The following is a 21,871-nucleotide window of genomic DNA, read 5'->3' on the forward strand; positions in this document are numbered from 1 at the left end:
ATTATTACGGAGATAGCAAGGCGATAACTTTTTTCACGCAGCAGAGATCAATGCCAGCAACCTTGTTGAAACCATATTCTTTTCTCCTGTAACCTGACAAATCGTTAAAAACGGCGATGGTATAACCATAATCGCCCCCTTGTCCGTTCAGGGTTTCAACCTGTTGTGGCACTGGGCACGCACAAGGACTAACCCGATCTTTTTGAGCGCCCCTCACGGGCACCCATAATTGCTGGCACTATCTGGGCTACGACGGTAGATTTGTGGTATGCCTTTCTTTCAACGTCGCTATGCTCACTGTTCTTATCGCCCAAATAAGTGGGGACTAGCAGGCCCCATACCTGTCCACTCAGGAAGGGTCGTAGGTTTACTTCCCTCTGGAAATAGATTAATGCTCCCGTTCTCCTGCAACATTTGCTGAGCTTTCATATATAAATACTTGCGACTGCTGATCTCAACCATAGTTTCAGAGTCTCGGATAATAGTTGGTCGGATAAACACCATTAGATTTTTACGATTTCTTTTTGTACGGTCAGATTTAAAGACGCGACGAATACCAGGCAAATCTCCTAATAAAGGCACTTTGTCACTCTTTTGCTGGACATCGTCATCCACTAGGCCACCCAGTACAATAGTTGCACCATTTTCTATCATCACTGTGGTATCAATTACACGCTTTTTTAAGATGATGTCTGAAGCTGACTCGTTTTCAAGTGATGAGACTTCCTGCTTAATTTTCAACTGGACCATACTCCCTTCATTGATCTGTGGCTCAACATCCAGCTTAATACCAATGTCCTTACGCTCGACCGTTTGAAAGGGATTACCATTGTTTGCACCAGCAGTAGACCCAGTCAGAATGGGAACATTCTGACCCACATGAATGGATGCTTGTTCGTTATCCATGGTCATCAATACAGGAGTGGACAGGACATTGGTATCAGAATCTCGCGTAAATGCCTTAATCAATGCAGCAAAACTCAAACCACCACTGGAAACCCGCCCCAACCCCAGACTAATACCGCGGCTCCCGGTAAACGCGCCCGGTATTGAATCTCCTCCATCAGCAGCACCCACAACACCCAACAAGCTATTGCCAAGATTTTTAAAGTTGGCAGCACCGCCTATGACTCCGCTACTATTTGGGTCTCCTCGAAACAGCCACTGAACACCCACTTCTTTTGTTTTGTTTTCAGTAATTTCAACGATAATCGCTTCAACTAGAACTTGAGCACGACGGATATCTAATTGTTTTATCACAGTATCCATTTCATTGATAATTTCAGAGCTACCCGATAGAACGATGGCATTTGTCTGTTCATGGGCCATAATATGAACATTAAGTCGCTTAGTGACAGGGCTTTGATCAACACTCTGCGACTGTTCGGTTTTAATCATTGAATCACTAACACTTTCAAGCAAAGTAGCTAGTTCTTCTGCTTTTGCATACTTCAAATAGATCACTTTAGTGTTCGTGGCTGTTTTCACTTCATTGTCCAGTCGCTGAACGATCTTTTTGAGGTAAGCCTTGCTTTGACTATCTCCTCGTATCAATAAGCTATTGGTCCTTTCATCTGCGGTAATAACCGGTACCGCTCTGGTCAGCTGCTGCCCTTTCACTTGCTCTCGAATCAACGAAGTAAGAATTCGGCTCATCTCTTTTGCAGAGGCATGATTCAGCTTTATCACTTCCATAGAATCAGTGTCAGCCTTATCAACCCTGGCTATAATCTCCAGCAACCGACGCACGTTTGATCTCTTATCGGTAATGAGGATTACATTCGAAGCGGTGTATGAAGCAATAACACCGCTCTTGTTATCAACCAACGGCCGAAGAATTGAAACCAACTGATTCACTTCAACATTAGTAACTTGCACGACCCGAGTAATAATTTCTTCGCTAGCCGAAGGAATAGGATTCTCTGCTCCTTCAACCCCAATCCCTTCGAGCATAGCCGCTTGCTTAGGTATTACTTTAAGAATATTGTTACCAAGATCTACGACTGAATAACCGCTGACACCCAGTTGCACCAGGAAGATTTCATAAAATTCTTCAGCACTGACTGGTTTTGGACTTTGTAGACTTACCCGTCCCTTAACCCGTTGATCAACAATAATAGTTTTTCCACTCAGCTTACCCACCGTAGTTATAAACTCACGAATATCCGTATCTCTTATATCCAATGTAAAATGTTCAGCTTCGCTGAGAAGAGGCACGAAGAACGCACAGAAAAACAAGACAGACCGTATAGATTTTGATGTCATAAAAACTCTGCTACTACCTTTAAATTTAATTCCTGAGTATCAAGCTATAAATGTAATGATTAATTTGAAGTAATAGGACTCATATGGATTGAGTAACAAGTGTTGTTTTAATTTTTAAATCTAAAAAAAATACTCTTCCGTATTGTTTTTCTTTGTTTTAGATATTTCAACTGAAACAAAATCTTTAGCTACAGGGGCTAAATTTTTTTGCGGGTAACGCTGTTTTTTGGTGTAAGCGATATCAAATCAGGCTCAGATTTATCCAACAAATCCCCGACGGATCTGCACAAAAAAATCTGTAGATAATTTGATGAGTAATTCATTAGCGGCCATGGAATTAGAAATTAACCTATAAAAATAATACCTTATGTTTTTTTGCATTAGCTGAATCACGCATTCATGATTAACTATGAAAAATGATTCAGCTCAATACTACATTCATATTTTTATTCTATATCAATAATATAGAGCACTATTTTCGTCGAAAACAACAGAGACTAACCAAACCTAAACTTACAAGAAACATGGAAGTTGGCTCCGGTACAACTGAATAATCTAGAACAGGATCTGACCATGCAGATATTGTATCGAATCCCGGCCCACTCCCTAAAACGCTGCTTCCATTACTTGCTCTAACTTCAACATTATTACTTAGGAGAATGCCTGTACCAAAATTATCAGTGCTTGTATCCGAACGCCATGTGCCATGCCAATTGACTGAAACAAGATCACTCATATCGTCTGTTTCGAAAGCAATTCCATCCGAGTAACGCGAAGTAAACCAGCTATCTTCAAAGCTTGCTTTATACTTTCCAGCTACCAGTCTCACAGATAATATATCTAACTCACTCCAAGTCTGTGAAACTAAACTTGATCCTCCGTTATCAGCAACAACTTGAACAGTTATTGTATCTTCATTTGAAGTGATTCCCTCTAACCCATAAACGTTGGATATTTCACTGGTATACGTAAAAAAAACAGGTTTTGCATTGGAATGGAGGCTAATTATCGCTGCAAAAACAGCCAAGAGTTTTGATGCATACCCAATCATATTTATCTCTACATGTGTTAGATTTATTTCAAACAAACACTAAAATCAAAAAACACCAAGATAGAGCTATCTAAAAATTCATTTTAAATAACTAAAAATTACTCTGTGTTTTTAATCCTAAGTCAGCACAGTGGTCATATTATCTGAATTTATTTTCATATAATATGACCACTTATACGCACTCTTAGCATTTAGCGCCTATGAGTTTTCAAAATCTGGAAACTGTTGGTTATTGCGATAATTATGCTGCTGTTAACACTTGCCAATATTGCTGATAGCTGTTGATGGCATTATCCCGAGTCGATACGGACGGAGCACTATCGAACGCTGCCATCGCTTGAATCAGTAGCGGAATATTTTCACCTGACAATTGGTAACGGTTGCCATTGCCAGCGTCCAATTCAATGTCCTCAATGCGGCCCTTATCATTCCAGTTATTAATACGTACAGCATTATTCCCATGCATGGAAACCATTAAGTCATCGTCCAGCATCTTGAAAGCAATTTGGTTCCGACCGAGAGTCGAGTTTTCTTCAGCCACCAATATCAGCTTGTCATTGTCACCATCACTATCGCTGATCGTGTCAATTCCATCACCGTCTCGGTAACGGTATTCATCATTTCCAGCACCTCCCTGCAAGTCATCACTCCCGCCATTGCCCTGCAGAATATTCGCCTCGCTATTGCCGATGATGATGTCTGCGTAATCGGTTCCAATGACACCTTCAAAATTGGTCACGGAATCGCCTGTAAGCCATTGGCCACCATAACGATAATATTCGTTCTGACCACCATTAAGGTCAAACTTGATTGCATAGGATGCGCCATCATAACTGGCAATGTCGATGTCTGATCCACCGTCCAATACATCTAATCCCAGACCTCCGTGAATGATGTCATTCCCCTGACCACCCGATATAGTATCGACTCCCTTACCACCGCTGAGAATATTGTCTTCGTCATTGCCGATAATGATATCGGCGTAATCGGTTCCAATAACACCTTCAAAATTGGTCACGGAATCGCCTGTAAGCCATTGGCCACCATAACGATAATATTCATTCTGACTGCCATTAAGGTCAAACTTGATTGCATAGGATGACCCTGCATAGCTCGCAATGTCGGTACCTGATCCGCCATCCAGGACATCTAACCCGCTACCACCATTTATAATGTCGTTGCCACCATTACCATAAATTGTATCCACTCCTTCATATCCCCAAATCTCATCGTTGCTGTTATACGTGTAGATGAAATCGTTCTTTCCTGAACCATGGGTATAGCTAGAACCTGGCGCAGACAACTGTTTTGGGATTGGCGCCAATGCATCGTCGAAGCCCGAGAGCATTGCAGCTTTATAAAGATTCAATGCACTTATTACGGCACTTTCCTCCACTCTTAGTGTACCCACATAAATTTCTGGGAGTATCGTAAGTAACCCGTTACGAATGATAACCTCTTTCGTCTCTCCTTCATCCGTTGTCGCATGAATCACCAGATCATTTTCAATCTGCCTAAATGCCAATTTGTCAGCATCAAAGCGTTGGGATAGCACAAGGCGATCAACAGAAGACATGTCAGTCAGGACAGTTGTCGAAGCTGAACTGGTTGACAAATAGACCATATCTGCCCCTAGTCCCGTAGTAATAGAACCTGTTCCACCAGCTGCAATAAAATCTCGTCCGTCATTACCATTCAGGGTATCGTTGACAGACAAATTAGCCCGGAGAAATCGGTCAAACTCTGACAGAGTGACACTCAAGCCATCCTCAGCAAAGATGTAATTCCGTATTGTTCCGTTTTCTACGACGAGATTCCTACCTTGCTCCTGCAGCAAACCAGTCCCCGAAATATCAATCTTGTCTGCATTAAAACCATCTAACAATACGGCTCGGTCTTGCCCTCCTTCAGACCGGAGTAAAACATCCTGAGACGGATTTTGAACCATAAATAGGTCGTTGCCGCTACTCCCCTCATACAAATCATAGTATTCCAAATTCTGTGGGGAATTCTCTACCGTCAATGAGCCCCAATAACCAACTAGCGAATCGATGCTATTAAGTTCGATGCTTACATTACCGGACAGAAGGGTGAAATGTTCAAAATCAGCCTTTTGAAAGTTTACACGGGCCTGCTGATCATAGGAAAACGAATGATACTTTTTCCATTCACCACCCTCGTAGGTGACTTTCGATGATAAACCCAATTTTTCCAAGGAATCCGCATTAAGAACAAGATGATTGCCCCCTTCAGGATCACTGTCATCCAGAGACACCAAGTCCGCCCCCTGTTGCAGGATTATTTCATAGACATCCGCACCTTCACCACCATCGAGATTGACTTCACCTGTCACATGCACCAGATGATCCGCACTCTTTGTGCCGGACAGGGTTTCCACCCCATCCACAAAGACTCCCCCAGTACTGTTACGTTGGCTTAAACTCAGCTGGGCGCCCTTATCCCCTATATAGACCCGCCGTCCCTGTCCATCTGAAGAAGTCACAGACAAACTGTCAAAACCTTCTCCGCCTTTTACCTTCAGCAACTGTGAAGCACCTACCACAGCACTAAGATTGTCATTTCCACCGCCGCTATCGATGTTAACGTCAGTGATTGACGCCAAATCCACAGCAAATTTGTCTGCTTGGTCACCGCTGGTCACGCCGCCTCGTCGATAACGCCCCACATTGCTAATATCATCATCACTTATAATGAACTCCATAGCCTCCTGGTATCCATTCAGGTAAACATTAAAGCTCTCTGAATCATCCCGGAAGAAAACGGTAGTCTGTTCTTCCTCAAATCCATTCAGACCAACAGCTTCAACATTTTCCAATTCAGCTCGATTGAGATGAGGTCCCTCTCCAAGTCGTTGCCAGTGTAGGTCATAGCGGTGAGTGTTGGCATCTGAATCCGCCTGTAATCGCAGGGTTGCCACCGATACCTCATTAGCAAAAAGAAAATCAGTGTCAGGTGTCCCCTCTGCAGATGCTACATTTACAAAGTTGGTCCAGTCGATCGATGGTATCGATGGTATCGCTAGCTGCGTTGCCACCAACATTTCATTAGTGTCTGGCGTCCCCTCAGCAGATTCTAATCCTATGTTTACAAAATCGGTCCAGTCGTTCGATGTCACTCTAAGAATTTCATCAACCCGGTCAACTATCACGGTATCCATGCCCCCACCAATCTTCAAATGATCGAGAGCATCCCCGGCCACGCCCGTATTGAAAACACGTCGGACCTTAACTGTATACTCCTCGACCACTTTTTTATTAGATATCCCTGTTATAGTGTTGTTGGGTTCATACGTTATTCTGTAACGTGTTTCCTCTACCTCTCTAATTTCCTTGGTATAACCAAGATCTCGGTCGCCGGAACTCTCATAGAAGACAGTATTGTTAGTATCCCAGTGGTCCTCAAAAACACTGTTGCCAGAGAAATTCTTATGTACATTAATAATTGCTACATTAGTATCGATCGTGATCGGCTGACTATTTTGCTGACCAAGATTCCATTCAATTTTTCTATGTTTGTAAAATCCCTTGCCATCAAAAAATTGGCCGGTGTTTTCCTCACCAAAATCTCGGGTGATCAGTTCAGAATCGCCTAGACTTTCATCACCGATACCAATAGCAAGCGTAGAAATTTTTTGGACTTGCTCTCGAAGTGCCTGAGGTATAACCCGGTCATAGATTTGACGAGCTTCTGCCGATAGACTCTCGTAGCTAGCACCATACCCCATGTAGAGCAATTGCTGGGCTCCATTACGGGTATTCCAATCCAAAAGGGTATCCTTTAGCTGGATAAAATTGTCCTCAAAATAGGTTTCGATGATCCCTGACAGAGCATTATCTAAGAAAGCAATAAAAGCGTCGTCATCTATGTTTGTGCCATCACCATATGTTTCAATCAGCCGACGGGCAGCATGTTTATAGACGGAATCCGTCCAAAGAAAGGAAAATGCATTGACAAGCGGAATCGAATTCAAAACAGCCTCTTTATAAAGCCCTTCATAGACAAATGTATCCGCTTCCGACAATTCTCCACTATCCAAAAGATTTTTATAGGAAATCGCTTTTTCAATGGCTAACAAGTCAAAACCTGGGGTCACAAGATTGGCGATCGCTAATCCCTTTTGCAAATCTGTTGCATTGGGATCCGAAAAAGTCGCGTATACCTTTGCAGCCCCTAAAACGAGTTCGCTCACCGCATCAACCACCAGTCCAGCTACCCCCACTCCCTTCACCAGCTTAGTTGACTTAGCAACCACGCTGACGATGTCTAGTACCGATGCCGTCGTCGCTAGAACGGCCGATGAAAGAACCAGTCCAGAAACAACTTTTTCACTATTAGTGGCATTATCATTATTAAGGGTTTTGTGTAAATCATAGGCGGCGACAGTACCCCATCCAGCATTGGCGAGTAGTCCGACCAATCCATCTCCAATCGCATATGTTTTTCCGGTAACACCTGGTTTCTTGATGGAAAGGGAGTTGATATCAAAGTCCACATCCAGTTTCGGATTGCGCAGATCAAGCCCATCAAGGTCGAAAAGCTGAAAGTTTTGCAATTTCATCGGTTCTTGGTGAGCGCCAGATCCCGTCCAGATTTTGCGGTAGTTAGCATAGTCCTTATATTGCTCAGTTTTTTGTGTATAGCTGTTAAACTTCTCGTTCAGGGCATCACCGGCATTGACTACATCACTTTGCAGTTTCTTAAAGCTATCTGGCTCTTCGATGGAGCTAGGGGCAGTGCCCTTAAGTGCACTTTGTAGTCTTTCCGTTGGTGCATCTATATCACTCCTGTTATTCCCCTGAGTAAAGCTGTCGAAAATATCACTATTTGCTGCCTGGTCAATTTCCGATAATGCAGTATTAATGGTATTACGACGTCTGTTATAGGCTTCCTGTTTGGCCTTATAGTCGTTATAGGCCGATTTCAACTCCTCAAATGCTGTATCCTGTTCAACCGTGAACTGTATAGGCTTGCGCAAAACCACCCCATCAATATGTTCTTGGAGTCTTACAAGCTGATCGGTCTTGATGAAATATTTGTTCTCCATCATATCCGCTAGATCGGTCACTGTATGCGCCGCATTACGTATCAGCTTATTGTGATCTGAATGCCCCGGAAGAACATAAGGAGCAGTCTTTAATCCAAACTTTGCACCCAGCAGAATACCTGTTGCAAAATTAACACCCGCAAATTTTTTGTCGAGGTCAGTTGCTTCTGGATCATTCCAGGTTTGCTGTGCATCCGACAAGAAGCCTCCCGCGACCGTCGGTAAAGCTGTGAACGAATAAAGTTTGTATCCACCCACCGCTCTGCCTGCCCGCCCAGGCAGTTTTACTTCACTAAAAAAATTTTTAAAGGAATTAGAAAGCGAATAAGTAGCACCTGTACCAAATGTAAACCCCTTATAATCCGGGCCAGATTTGAATTCTGGCTCATTCTCATCAGCAAAATCCTTAAATGAGACAGCGTTGTTCAATACATAACCGCGCACCATCGCACGCAGGTCATTACCACTTAATAAATCATTACTGATTGAGGAGATAAACTGCTCATCTGTTACTTCATTAGGCATAATTAATACTCCGAGAATGTTTCAATTATTTTTATAAAATCTTTACTCTTAAGCTGAGGTTACAAAATATGTAGTTATATTTATCAATATGGCATAACGTAAAGAAAGGTTATCTCACCTAACTAATGGTTGTGGATTCGTGAATTACACTCCTAAAAACGCCTCTAACCTATGCATTCAAGAATCATATATTCATTTAGTAATCCAAGACTATCATTCAGAGTAATTTCCACTGATACTGTGAAATTTTCTATAGGATTAATAAACCCAACACATAAACATCTGCTAATAAATAGAAGTTATTACAACATTTTCATTTAAAATAATTTCATAATTATTCTTGTATTGTTAAAAATAATTGTGTTTTTGTTTTTGTTTTTGTTTTTGTTTTTGTTTTTGTTTTTGTAAAGTATAAAATATTTTAACATCCGATAATCTTTATTTTTATACAACCATGAGTTCAAAAATTAGAATTATATTGGGCAGATTTCATGACCATGTAAATTACCAAGAACGTCATTATTACCACAAGTTGCGCCAACATGTGGTTAAGATCGTAGCTTTTTCTCACCGTATCTAAGAGGATTAAGATAAATAAACATTTAAGGGCAAAAGGCGAGAGGCTGCCAACTTCAGAGGCAGCAAATAAATCTATACGTATCTTTTAACCTCTATGATTAAGCCTTAGAAAGAATATCTCCATAGAGTTTCAGCACATCTTCTCGCTTGCACAGTTCTGTTCCATCGGTCATTACCGCAGCGGCTCCAGCGGCAACGCCAAACCGAAATGCATCCTGAATCGCATGACCTGAAGCAAGTGAAAAAGCCATGGCACCAACAAAACTGTCTCCAGCACCAACTGCTGAGCGAACATTTACCGGACTTGCTGGAATAAAAAGCCCTCCTTCTTCATTAGCGAGAAAGGCTCCTTCTGCCCCCATGGACACGACGACATTGCGGGCTGATCCGTTTCGTACAAGCTCTAGAGCAGCCTCCTTTGCCTCATTGTTGTCTAGACGCTTACCGGTGAGCTTTTCAAGTTCTCGATGATTAGGCTTGATCAGGAAGACCGGTGACTTAGCCAGTGCACACTTAAGCCCTTCACCGGAGCTGTCAATAATAAAGCGGATATTCTTACGATCGGCAATATCTGCTATCAGCGCGTAAGTATCATAGGGCACACTCAGGGGAAGGCTGCCACTAACGATAATATAATCACCCTCAAATTCTTCTACCTGCTCTAATACCAAATTGAGCTCTTGCTGGCTAACCTCCGGCCCAACGGGAACAAAACGATACTCCAGACCGGTTTGCTGTTCATAGATCATATGGGCAAGCCGGGTTGACTGCTCAATCTTAATTTTGCGACATTCGATGCCGGTACAATCCAGAGACTGTTCCAGCAAAATTCCGGTTACTCCTCCAGAAGTGAATATCAGCTCTACCGCTCCACCGAGCATATTGATAACTCGCGCGACATTCACCCCTCCACCACCGGGATGATGCTTTTCATTGCAAGTTCTTATCTTTCGAGTAGGAACAACCTGCTCGGCTTCACTCGACATATCAATTGTTGGATTAAGAGCAATAGAAAGAATAGCGGCCATGTCTCATCTCATATTGTGGCTCGGACAGCGGACAAACCCTTTCCGAAAACGATCACCGGGTCAGAAGGTGCAAAAATATCTGGTTTTTGGCGATCAGATTACGGTTTAAACTGACTGCCCCCATTTAAAGCAGAAATTTTCGGCACTCACAACCTCAGCGCAGTATTAAAGTTCAGTATTACAGGCGAATTTCTCTGTTATCCTTCGCCCGTTGTGGCAATAAACATTAGTATATACAATTCAGAATTCAGGCTTTTGTTCTTTGAAGACAACTGGGGTAATAGGTGAGTAACAGACCACGCTATCAGCAGATAAAGAGTTTTATCCTTGAAGGGATCAAACAGCAAAAGTACCAACCGGGAGATAAAATCCCAACCGAAGCAGAGTTAACCCGACAGTTTGAAGTCAGTCGAATGACTGTGAATAAGGCCATTCGAGATCTGGTACAGGAAAACATGCTGGTGCGTTATCCCGGCCTTGGCACCTTTGTATCTGACGCTAAAGCGGAATCGCCTCTGGCCGAGATCAGAAATATTGCCGAAGAAGTTCGACAACGAGGTCACAACTACAGTTGCCAGGTAATTGAATTATCTGAATCAGTTGCCAGCGAAACAATGTCCATGCAAATGGGTGTTCCCATCGGCACAAAGCAATACCATTCCGTGATCGTGCATAAAGAAAATGATCTGCCTATTCAATTAGAGGATCGATATATCATCGCTTCTCTGGTTCCCGGCTATATTGATCAGGATTTTTCGAAGGGTACACCTAACGAATATCTGTCTAAAGTTTGTCCAATTTCCAGTGTCGAACATATTGTCGAAGCTGTTCTTCCAAGCGCTGTCGCTCAGGATTTATTGGGGATAGATGCTAACGCCCCCTGTATTCAGGTCAGTCGCAGAACCTGGTCTGATGGTCGCCTTATTAGTTTTGCCTGCCTGACTCATCCAGGAAGCCGCTATAAGCTAAGGTCAATTACCATGCTCGGTGGCTGACAAATCAGGGGAACACCAGACCTTAGCTTTCCTGCTTAGCGTTTTCTGATAAATATTCGAGAAGATCTTACCAGTCAGGTCAAACTACTTGCCAGAACCTGAAGTTCTTCTCTAAAACGCATCGCTGTATGCTCCTCCTGTTCATGCTCGCCATTCTTAATGACCCACTGACCACCGACCATTACATCAACTATTGCGTTTTTCTGGGAAGCAAAGACCAAACTATCAAGCAAGTGCCTGGATTGATGAGCAAACAAGGTTATTTGGGAATTGTCTAACACCAACAGATCTGCTTTTTTACCAACGGCTATCGCCCCACAGTCACGGCCAATGCTTTGAGCCCCACCCAGCGCGGCTCTGCACCACAGGTTGGCACCGACCGAGGGCTCATCCTCCCCACTCAAGATTGCTCGCTGTTGTCTGACCAAACGTTGGGCGTATTCCAACCATCGTAGCTCCTCTATTGGATTTACCGATATATGACTATCGGAGCCTATGGCAAAAACACCTTGCTCCATCAGATATTCAGTCGTGGGGAAAATGCCGTCCCCCAGGTTTGCTTCGGTAGTTGGACAAATTCCTGCTACGGCGCCAGACTTTGCCAACGCCAGGCGCTCCTGACTATTGATATGAGTAGCATGAATTAAACACCAATGGCGATTAACAGGGTGATTCTCCAGCAACCATTCAACTGGCCGTTGCCCATAACTGGCCAGGCAATCTTCAACTTCCAGCTGCTGTTCAGCGATATGGATGTGCACGGGGGCGGCAGGATCAATACCGTTGAGATGGTCAATCGCTTCCGTGATCAGTTCAGAGTTGGTTGCGCGTAAGGAGTGAGGCGCTATCCCCACGCGGCAATCGGAAAAGCCTTCTGCCAGCTTTATGCTAGCTGAAACCAACTGATTAAACTGGTCGATGGAGTTGATAAATCGACGCTGCCCTTTGTTAGGCTCTTTGGCGCCAAAACCACTGTATCGGTAAAGCACTGGTAAATGGGTTAAAGCAATCCCTGCCGTTCTCGCTGCGGAAAATACGGATTCAGTCATTTCCGCTAAATTATCGTAAGGCGTGCCGTCCGCCTGATGATGCAGATAATGAAATTCTGCAACGCTGGTGTATCCAGCCTTTAACATTTCGATATAAAGCTGACTGGCAATAATCCGGGCCTGCTCAGGTGTAATCTGACCAAGAAACCCATACATAATCTTGCGCCAGGTCCAGAAGCTATCCTTGCCCTCGCTTCCTTGTTCACTAAATCCAGCAAAAGCCCGTTGAAAAGCATGAGAGTGACAATTAACCATGCCAGGAATAACCGGCCCTTTGGCGACTTCTGCATCAGGCTCTTTACCGTTGCTAATCGACAGGATCATTCCATCAGAGAGATGCAAAGTCCTGTTTTCGGCCCAGCCGTCAGCCAATAGAATCTGTTCTGCATATAACTTCATGACTAATCCTGACCTTGAGGCCGCTGAGCAAAAGCAATCAGGTGCTCTACGAACCTTCGAAGAACTGGCTTAACCTGCGCGGCCAATTGCTCTTCATAATTGGCATTAATTTCATCCATGTAAGTACGTTGTGAAAGTTCCAACTGCACTGCATGGATGTTACTTTCAGGGTTTCCGTAGGCTCTGGTGATATAGCCCCCCTTAAAACGACCGTTACTGACCTGACTGTAAGGCGCGGTATCAAATTGCTTCAAATGCTCCTGTAACTGGACCGAACAACTATGACCCGATGCTGTACCGAAATTAAAATCAGGTAAACGCCCCTCAAAGAAACGAGCCACTTCGGAGCGTATGGAATGAGCATCCAGCAACAACGCTATGCCATACTGCTCACGAATATCAGCCAATCCACTCTCCAGCTGCTGATGATAAGGCCGCCAATAATGCTCTATTCGCCGCCTGATTTCTTCGTTGTCAGGTTGCCGCCCCGGCTGATAAACCGGAGAAAAGTCAAAACAGGTCGTCGGGCACAGTTCGGTACTCTGAGCGCCAGGATAGAGATTAGTGCCAGTGGGATCGCGATTTAAGTCAATAACCAGGCGGTTATAAACTGGCTTAATAACGTAGACACCAAGAGCATTGGCAAAGTCGTACAACTGATCTATACACCAGTCTGTATCCGGTACGCTGATGCCTGATTCCGTCATAGATGCAGCAATATCACCGGGCAGCTCGGTGCCGTTATGAGGCATACTGATCAACAATGGAACGTTTCCTTCGCTGTACTGAAAAACAGGGGTTATCATCGGTAAAATCCTTGCACTTTGGTTTACAGGTGCTTTTACAAAAGAGCTGTGACTGGAATCCACTTAAGGTCGCTTATCAGCATAGGCTTTTAAAGTTGTTCCAGCTTAGCAGCCAGATTATTGCTCACTTCATCAGGCTTCAAAGGTAAAGAAGAGGAACCTCCAATCCGCACGATAATGGCGCTAACATCCCCACCTACGGCTGACTGTACGCAGATAACCTGCCCTTCTGGCTGCTGAACTTCCAACAAATCGAATTGGCCTAAAGAGTAGCCTTGCTGACCGACCTGAAGTTCCACGTTTGTGCTCAGCGTAAAAATCAGAAGCGCCTCTCCACTGGAGTCAGGTCTTGCCGGTAAATCAGCACTATAGAGTGCTTCCAAAACATGAGAAGTTTTATTGTCGCGTGACATCAGGTTGAACATTTTCACCCCAGGAGCCCGTAAATCACAACAAACTTCAGCCCCTCCGTCAAACCTCAGAAGAGACAATGGCTGCATTACAATGCGCTGCTCTGTTCCACTCGACTGCTGGACAGTCAGAGTAACAGGCTCTCCTTCCAGCATCAGCTGTGACCGCGTATAACCACAAAAATCAGAGTAAGCAGAGTTCTCATTCAGTAAAGCAATGCTCACTCGCCAACGACCGTCAGCATTGCCCTGTTGATCACAACTGGAAGCTGCCTCCAATGTACTTCCCTGACCATTCTTCCAAGGCTTCATCGGATAGTTATTAAACCGATGGTGACGAATGTTAGCTGGACTATTTTTCACAGAAAGCATTTTTCACAGGAACCATTCTACACGCCTCTGATGATAAGAGTTGCTCGTTTTCGGGTTCCAGAAGACGCTGGTCAATACCTATCCCGGCGCCCTGAAATCCTTTCCTAAAGTGGATACCTGTCTGTCACTTTTAGATGCTTGGTAATAACTTTTCCGGCATAAAGCCGTTGAAATGAGCGCTTTGGATCAATCTCTTGGCATTCTCAATATCCGGCGAGAAATAGCGGTCCTTGTCATAAAAAGGCACGACTTCTCTAAGATCAGCCTTAGCAGCCTCTACCCGCTCCGAAGATTTAAGAGGTGCCCGAAAATCAACGCCCTGACAAGCGGCCAGCAGCTCAACAGCCAGAATTCCAGCAGTGTTATCGGACATATCTTTCAGGCGCCGACTCGCAAAAGTCGCCATAGATACATGATCTTCCTGATTTGCAGATGTGGGCAGGCTATCGACACTCGCAGGATGAGCCAGAGATTTGTTCTCCGAAGCCAAAGCAGCACCGGTCACCTGAGCAATCATAAATCCAGAGTTTACCCCACCATTATCAACCAGAAAGGGTGGCAATTTACTCAGATTAGAATCGATCAACAATGCCATTCTACGCTCGGATAAAGACCCTATTTCAGCAATAGCCAATGCGAGGTTGTCAGCCGCCATCGCGACAGGTTCCGCATGAAAGTTACCCGCTGAAATGAACTCATTGTCTTCAGTAAATACCAGAGGGTTGTCTGAAACCGCATTCGCTTCAACTAATAAGACTTCCGCCGTTTGACGAATCTGATGCAAACATGCTCCCATAACCTGTGGCTGGCAACGCAATGAATAAGGATCCTGGACTTTTTCACAGCCCTGATGAGAGTCGCTGATCTCGGAACGTTGATCAAGCAAATGTCGGTAAGCTGCTGCTGCGTCAATTTGACCGGTCTGGCCACGTACCTCGTGAACACGTGCATCAAAGGGTCGTCTACTACCGAGTGCAGCTTCAACAGACAAACAACCGGAAACGATCGCCGCGGCATAAAGATCTTCGGCAGCAAAGAGCCCTTCCAATGCAAACGCCGTAGACGCCTGAGTTCCATTCAGCAGGGCCAAACCTTCTTTCGGCGCTAGTTCAATAGGCTCAAGACCAGCAATTTTAAGCCCTTCGGAGCCAGGCATGCGCTCACCTTTATAGGTAACCTCACCCTCACCCAGCAGTACCGTGCTCATATGAGCCAACGGAGCCAAATCACCAGATGCCCCAACAGAGCCTTTCTGGGGGACACAGGGATATACCTCAGCATTAACCAGTTTTATCAGCGCATCCAGAACTTCTAATCTAATCCCGGAAAAACCACGTGCCAGAGAGTTGATTTTAAGGGTCATCATCAGACGAACCGTCGACTCCGCCATCAACTCCCCAACACCAGCGGCATGGGAAAGCACAATACTGCGCTGAAGCAACGCCAGGTCTTCATGGGCTATCCGTGTATTGGCCAGCAAACCAAACCCGGTATTTATACCGTAGACAACCCGCCCTTCTTCCAGAACTCGAGACACCGCCGCGCAACTATCCTGAATAGCTTTGTGGCAACTGGGGTTCAGAGAGAGTTTAACAGACTCATTAACAACTCTTCGAAGCTCAGTCAGAGTCAGATGCCCTGGATTGATTGTAAGTGTGAACATGACAAAATTCCTAAAAACGTTAACGCTGTATATGTATCAGTGTAAGCAAATCCGGTTTTCAATTACGACTTGATCATTGGCAAGTCCAAACCCTGTTCTTTTGCGCAATCAACAGCGATATCGTAACCAGCATCAGCATGGCGCATAACACCCGTTGCAGGATCATTGTGTAACACCCGCCCGAGTCGCTTAGCCGCTGCATCGGTGCCATCAGCGACGATAACGACCCCAGCGTGCTGGCTAAAGCCCATACCGACACCACCACCATGATGGATTGAGACCCAGGTGGCTCCACCGGCCGTATTCAGCAGAGCATTAAGCAGTGGCCAGTCAGAAACAGCATCAGAACCGTCAAGCATCGCTTCTGTTTCTCTGTTGGGACTGGCAACGGAACCGGAGTCCAAATGGTCACGACCAATTACAATTGGAGCCTTAAGCTCGCCATTTTTAACCATTTCATTGAATGCCAGTGCAAGACGTGCCCTGTCTTTTAGTCCGACCCAGCAAATACGAGCAGGAAGCCCCTGAAAAGCAATTCGCTCCCGAGCCATGTCCAGCCAGTTATGCAAGTGTGGATTATCGGGAATCAGTTCTTTAACTTTTTGATCCGTTTTATAGATATCTTCCGGATCACCAGACAAAGCAACCCAGCGGAAAGGACCTACTCCCTCACAGAAAAGGGGGCGAATATAAGCAGGTACAAACCCAGGGAAATCAAAGGCATTTTCCACTCCCTTCTCCAGGGCCATCTGACGGATATTATTACCGTAATCGGTTGTAGCTGAACCACGTTCCTGAAGACTAAGCATTGCAGAAACCTGAATAGCCATGGACTCTTTTGCTGCATCCACAACTGCTGCTTCATCTTTGAGTCGCATCTCTGCTGCATGTTCCATGCTCCAGCCTTTAGGCAAATAGCCATTCAAAGGATCATGGGCGCTGGTTTGATCGGTAACGACATCGGGTGTAATGCCTCTTTCCACCAGTTCTGGAAAAATATCTGCGCAGTTGCCTAACAACCCAACAGAAACAACCTCACCCTTGGATTTGGCTTCTTCAATCATAGCCAGAGCCTCATCCAGACTATAGGCCTTTTTGTCGACATAGCGGGTGCGCAAGCGGAAATCGATGCGGGTTTCATCGCATTCAACCACTAAACAAGAGAATCCCGCCATTGTTGCAGCCAGTGGCTGAGCGCCCCCCATACCACCTAATCCCCCCGTCAACACCCACTTGCCGGAAGCATCACCAGCAAAGTGCTGCTTAGCCATAGCAACAAAGGTTTCGTAGGTTCCCTGAACGATTCCCTGAGAACCGATGTAAACCCATGAGCCTGCTGTCATTTGGCCATACATCATCAGGCCTTTTTTATCCAACTCGTTAAAGTGTTCCCAATTACCCCACTCTGGTACCAGGTTCGAGTTTGCAATCAGTACACGCGGTGCATCCGGGTGAGTTTTAAACACACCGACAGGTTTACCTGACTGAACCAGTAAGGATTCATCATCTTCCAAACGCTGTAACACTTCGATAATCTTGTCGTAACAAGCCCAGTTTCTTGCTGCCCGACCAATACCACCATAGACCACCAGCTCTTCCGGACGCTCTGCAACGTCTGGATGCAGGTTGTTCATCAACATACGCATGGGAGCTTCGGTCAACCAGCTTTTACAGCTCTTTTCAGTTCCGGTAGGAGCCTTAATGATGCGTGTCGTATCTCGGCGATTATCAATCATTTTATAACCTCGTTCTGCAATATGGTTTCAATGATGTCGAACCTGGTTTAGACCGATTGTTCAACTATCAAAATAACGTTTTATATGGGGCAGCGAACTCCCAGGGTCTCACTACCTTTACTGAAAACAAACCTGTAGCTTCGGATCAGCTTTGGTTTTGCTACAACCGATAAATAATCTTTACCTCAGTGTGGGGGCTGGTTCTTCACTTCGCCGGAGAAAATACGCTGAACAAGCGAATTCACCCCAAACTGATACGCTAACTCAGCCGGATGCTCAATGTCCCATAAAGCCATATCAGCGCACATGCCCACCTTAAGTTGACCTAGTTCGCTTCCCATTCGAAGGGCTTGGGCTCCACAACGAGTCGCCCCTGCCAGTGCCTCTTCTGGAGTCATTCGAAACAGAGTACATGCCATGTTCATGGCCAAGCGCAGAGAGGCCAAAGGTGAAGAGCCCGGATTAAGATCAGTAGCGACTGCCATAGGTACGTTATGACGACGGAATAATTCAATCGGAGGCACTCTGGTTTCTCGCAAGAAGTAAAAGGCCCCGGGACACATGGTGGCTACTGTTCCGGCGGCAGCCATGGCTTTTACTCCGTTTTCATCTATACATTCGAGATGATCTGCCGACCAAGCACCGTAATTCGAAGCCAATTCTGCACCATGGAGATTGCTCAACTGTTCAACATGAGCCTTAATACCAAGCCCTTGCTCTCTGGCTGTTTGGAAAACCCGTTTGCACTGATCAGGGGAAAAGGCGATCGACTCACAGAAGACATCGACTGAATCAGCAAGACCTTCGGCAACTGCCGCGGGAATCAGCTCGTTACATACCAGCTCTATATAGCCATCAGCGTTATCTGAGAACTCCGGAGGAACCGCATGAGCCCCCAAAAGAGTCGTAGAGATCCGTACCGGATATAACTGTTCCAGTTGCTTAGCTGCCCGAAGCATCTTTAGTTCCGATTCAACCGAAAGGCCATAACCGGACTTTATTTCAACGGTTGTGACACCCTCGGCGAGTAAAGCTTCCAAGCGTGGTCCAGAGAGAGTCACCAATTCCTCAACCGATGCCTTTCTGGTGGCATTAACTGTAGAGATAATGCCACCACCACGACGGGCGATTTCTTCGTACCCCACCCCTAAAAGGCGCTGTTCAAACTCTTCCGCACGATTACCGGCAAACACCAAATGTGTATGAGCGTCAACAAGACCTGGTGTTAACCACTTGCCCTGACCATCAATTACGTCTGCGGAAACTGTCGCCAGATCAAGGGACTCCATCGCCTGAATAGCCACAATTCTGCCATCAAGCACACTTACCGATTGATTCAGAAGCACACCGTATGGCCCTTCTACCTCTGGGTTAAGGGTTGCTAGATTGACATGGGTCCAGATGCGATCACAGGATTTCATCTAAGCCGGTTCCTCTTTAAAGATACTTCAGTCATTTGTATATACATATGTATACCATGCTTAAATAGTGAAACCAAGTCTTTCTTCCGATATCGCGGATTTGGGATACACTTTTTGAAGACCAGCCCCACTGATCCCTGGTGTTATATGGAAAATAAACATGCGGCTAACTGGATTTACCCGGTCCGATAAAGGGTTAATCAGGAAATGCACTATACAGTGTAGGCAATTAGAGCGAAGGAGGTATCAGAGGGCTAATACAGAACGCACAGCTGCGGAGGTGGCACAGATTGTTTCAGAGCCACAAAGGGACGATCAGGAAATTTGAGAAGCCTGTTTGACTATATTCAGACCTCCGCTCTTTACAACAATCCAAATGAGTCGAGCAACATCAGTCCGTTGTAAACGCTTTTCTAACCACGCTTTCCAGTTTCTTTGGACTAACACTTGAGAGAATGACTGAATGACAACCATTGAAAGCAGCGAAACGACGAACCTCTTGAGTGAAAAGAGCAATAAAACACTCAGGATCCCTGACCTTGTCATTGACATGCAGATGGATAATTTCGAACAGACTCATTCTTCGATGGGCTTTACAATCCACTCTGCCAACCAGCTGATCGCCATAGAGGACAGGCAGGCAAAAATAGCCAAATTGGCGCTTCTCCTTTACCGTATAGCACTCTAGCCGATAATCAAACCCAAATAGCTGCTGAACTCTATCCCGGTGAATAACTGCATTATCAAACGGCGACAAGAGCCTTACCCTTTGCCCGGAAAGCCTGATTTTCGCTTCCAGAGCGTTAATGGAAGCGTAAACAGGCGGCATCCCATCAATTGATAGCTCAGCCACCTCCCCCTGTTCAATTTTCTGCTGCAATATATTATGAATTTTTTTTCGTAAAGAGGTTCCTTTCCTCAGATGAGCCAACTGCTTGATAGTCGTAAATCCGTTTGCATTGAGAGAAGTACGAACCAAATACTCTGAGAACTCAGCCAGCGAAGGCTCACAGGTGTTCACGCCCTCGGGTAAAAAGTTTTCAGCCAGATCATAAACTTTTTCCATTCCATCCCGACTGGAAATCATCAAATCACCTTGCATGAACAGCTTTTCCAGCGCTCGTTTAGTTGGCTTCCAGTTCCACCATTTACCATTTTTGCTGGTAGCTGACTCAAAGTCCCTTGCTTTTAGCGGCCCCTCTCCCCTGATTCGATCCATAACATAACGCATGCATTTGGGATCAACTGTTGAGTGGTAATGAGATTCCCCACTTTTTATTGCAGCCATTTTTCGCAGGGCAAACTGATAATCACGAATGGGTAAATAAGAGGCCGCATGAAACCAGTATTCGAAAGCCTTGCGCTCTTGTACCAGCTTATTAAGGTATTTGGATTGATAATCCGGGATTCTTGTCCAGAGAGTGTGATGGTGTGCTCGCTCAACAACCGACAAAGTGTCAATCTGGACGTATCCCAGGTGCTGCAGCGCTTTTTCGGTTGCCTGAATCCCCTTACCAAAAGGTTTTTTCCTGGTCAGGCCTTGATGAAATAACGCGATTCGCCGTAATTTATGATGCATGATTATCTATCAGTAATGTAACCGTTCAGCCGGCCCCTGGGACTTGAAGTCTATGCTGACCAGCAGGGATTACAATCCAGAAATCTTTTATTACCCGTTGCTCCGTGCACTCAGCTCCACAATTTAAATGCAGGATTGATCATTTCCTCAGGCTGCACAATTTTCCGGGCTGCTGCAGCAAATTCAGCAGTCTTGTCACTATCATCCATTTCATTGGCAATCGCTTCAATCGCCGCTTCCAGCCCGATATCTTCTCTCAAATCCGATATCAAAAGAACAGATATCGGCCCCACATATTCGCTAAGTAATTCGGACAGCTTTTGACGGTCATCATCGGTTAACAGCCGCTCTGTAACAACAGGTATAGGATCTTCGGACGAATCTGCCTGCTCATCATTTGATATCGACGAGTCAACCTCTACCGGGGCTGATTCGGGTTGATTAAGCTCGTCGGCAGGGATAAGCAGATCCTCAGAGTAAACCAGGTCAAGATTGTCATAAAATTTTACCGAGGACGGATCCAGGGATTTACACATATCCAGCGCTGCCTGCCCTTCTTTTTCACCATACCGAATCGTAGCAATAGCACCATTGACCAAATACATCCGAGCGAGGTTGTTACCTTCAAAAACAGCCATTATTGTTCCTGTTTTTTTCTCCGATATATAGGATTGAATGGCTGCAATAATTCCAGATTCTGTCATCGGTCCCACCTTATATGGATTTGTTTCAGTTAATAACAATAAAACAACAACATCGTTCATTGGCCGAATCGACCCCTTAAGATGCTTCCACTTGTGGTGATAAGCCGTCCTCTAAGGCGATATAGGATTTTGCTGACAACGAGGTGGGCTAATACTGCCCGTTTATACCGCTATCAATTAAACTTTGGTTGTATTTTTTCCATACACCGTCCCTATTGTCAATC

General features: G+C 45.1%; 13 protein-coding genes. 1 reads left to right on the plus strand and 12 read right to left on the minus strand.

Going from position 1 to position 21,871, the window contains the following annotated elements; all coding sequences use genetic code 11:
* Window positions 1–303: 303 nt before the first annotated feature.
* From gspD to BGP75_RS14490, 4 genes are all read right to left on the minus strand, one after another.
* On the minus strand, window positions 304–2,265 hold the full coding sequence (gene gspD, locus BGP75_RS14475) for a type II secretion system secretin GspD (RefSeq protein ID WP_076719526.1): 1,962 nt from the start codon (window positions 2,263–2,265) through the stop codon (window positions 304–306).
* Window positions 2,266–2,737: 472 nt separating this feature from the next.
* Window positions 2,738–3,316 carry a PEP-CTERM sorting domain-containing protein gene (locus BGP75_RS14480; protein WP_076719527.1) on the minus strand — a complete coding sequence of 193 codons (579 nt, stop codon included), beginning with the start codon at window positions 3,314–3,316 and terminating at the stop codon, window positions 2,738–2,740.
* 241 nt (window positions 3,317–3,557) lie between these two features.
* Window positions 3,558–8,906 (minus strand): calcium-binding protein, encoded by a 5,349-nt coding sequence (locus tag BGP75_RS14485; protein WP_076719528.1) that lies wholly within the window; start codon window positions 8,904–8,906, stop codon window positions 3,558–3,560.
* Window positions 8,907–9,583: 677 nt separating this feature from the next.
* On the minus strand, window positions 9,584–10,513 hold the full coding sequence (locus tag BGP75_RS14490) for a 1-phosphofructokinase family hexose kinase (RefSeq protein WP_076719529.1): 930 nt from the start codon (window positions 10,511–10,513) through the stop codon (window positions 9,584–9,586).
* 284 nt (window positions 10,514–10,797) lie between these two features.
* On the opposite strand from BGP75_RS14490, the gene hutC reads away from it, so the two are divergent.
* On the plus strand, window positions 10,798–11,508 hold the full coding sequence (hutC, locus tag BGP75_RS14495) for a histidine utilization repressor (RefSeq protein ID WP_076719530.1): 711 nt from the start codon (window positions 10,798–10,800) through the stop codon (window positions 11,506–11,508).
* Window positions 11,509–11,582: 74 nt separating this feature from the next.
* On the opposite strand, the gene BGP75_RS14500 is transcribed toward hutC, so the two are convergent.
* The 8 genes from BGP75_RS14500 to BGP75_RS14535 form a co-directional block, all read right to left on the minus strand.
* Complete coding sequence (locus tag BGP75_RS14500) at window positions 11,583–12,956, minus strand: formimidoylglutamate deiminase (protein WP_076719531.1); 1,374 nt, start codon at window positions 12,954–12,956, stop codon at window positions 11,583–11,585.
* Between the two features lie 2 nt (window positions 12,957–12,958).
* Complete coding sequence (gene hutG, locus BGP75_RS14505) at window positions 12,959–13,762, minus strand: N-formylglutamate deformylase (RefSeq protein WP_076719532.1); 804 nt, start codon at window positions 13,760–13,762, stop codon at window positions 12,959–12,961.
* 89 nt (window positions 13,763–13,851) lie between these two features.
* Window positions 13,852–14,535 (minus strand): HutD family protein, encoded by a 684-nt coding sequence (locus BGP75_RS14510; protein WP_158070116.1) that lies wholly within the window; start codon window positions 14,533–14,535, stop codon window positions 13,852–13,854.
* A 139-nt stretch (window positions 14,536–14,674) separates the two neighbouring features.
* Entirely contained in the window at window positions 14,675–16,207 is a 1,533-nt protein-coding gene (gene hutH / locus BGP75_RS14515; RefSeq protein WP_076719534.1) for a histidine ammonia-lyase, read from the minus strand.
* Window positions 16,208–16,269: 62 nt separating this feature from the next.
* Entirely contained in the window at window positions 16,270–17,943 is a 1,674-nt protein-coding gene (gene hutU, locus BGP75_RS14520; RefSeq protein WP_083704828.1) for a urocanate hydratase, read from the minus strand.
* Between the two features lie 185 nt (window positions 17,944–18,128).
* A complete protein-coding gene (gene hutI / locus BGP75_RS14525) occupies window positions 18,129–19,364 on the minus strand; it encodes an imidazolonepropionase (protein ID WP_076719535.1) in 1,236 nt (411 codons plus the stop codon).
* A 391-nt stretch (window positions 19,365–19,755) separates the two neighbouring features.
* Complete coding sequence (locus BGP75_RS14530; protein ID WP_143821071.1) at window positions 19,756–20,943, minus strand: winged helix-turn-helix domain-containing protein; 1,188 nt, start codon at window positions 20,941–20,943, stop codon at window positions 19,756–19,758.
* Window positions 20,944–21,053: 110 nt separating this feature from the next.
* Complete coding sequence (locus BGP75_RS14535; RefSeq protein ID WP_143821072.1) at window positions 21,054–21,647, minus strand: hypothetical protein; 594 nt, start codon at window positions 21,645–21,647, stop codon at window positions 21,054–21,056.
* Window positions 21,648–21,871 lie beyond the last annotated feature (224 nt).

Source organism: Motiliproteus sp. MSK22-1, assembly GCF_001968815.1.
Classification (GTDB): Bacteria; Pseudomonadota; Gammaproteobacteria; order Pseudomonadales; family Balneatricaceae; genus Motiliproteus.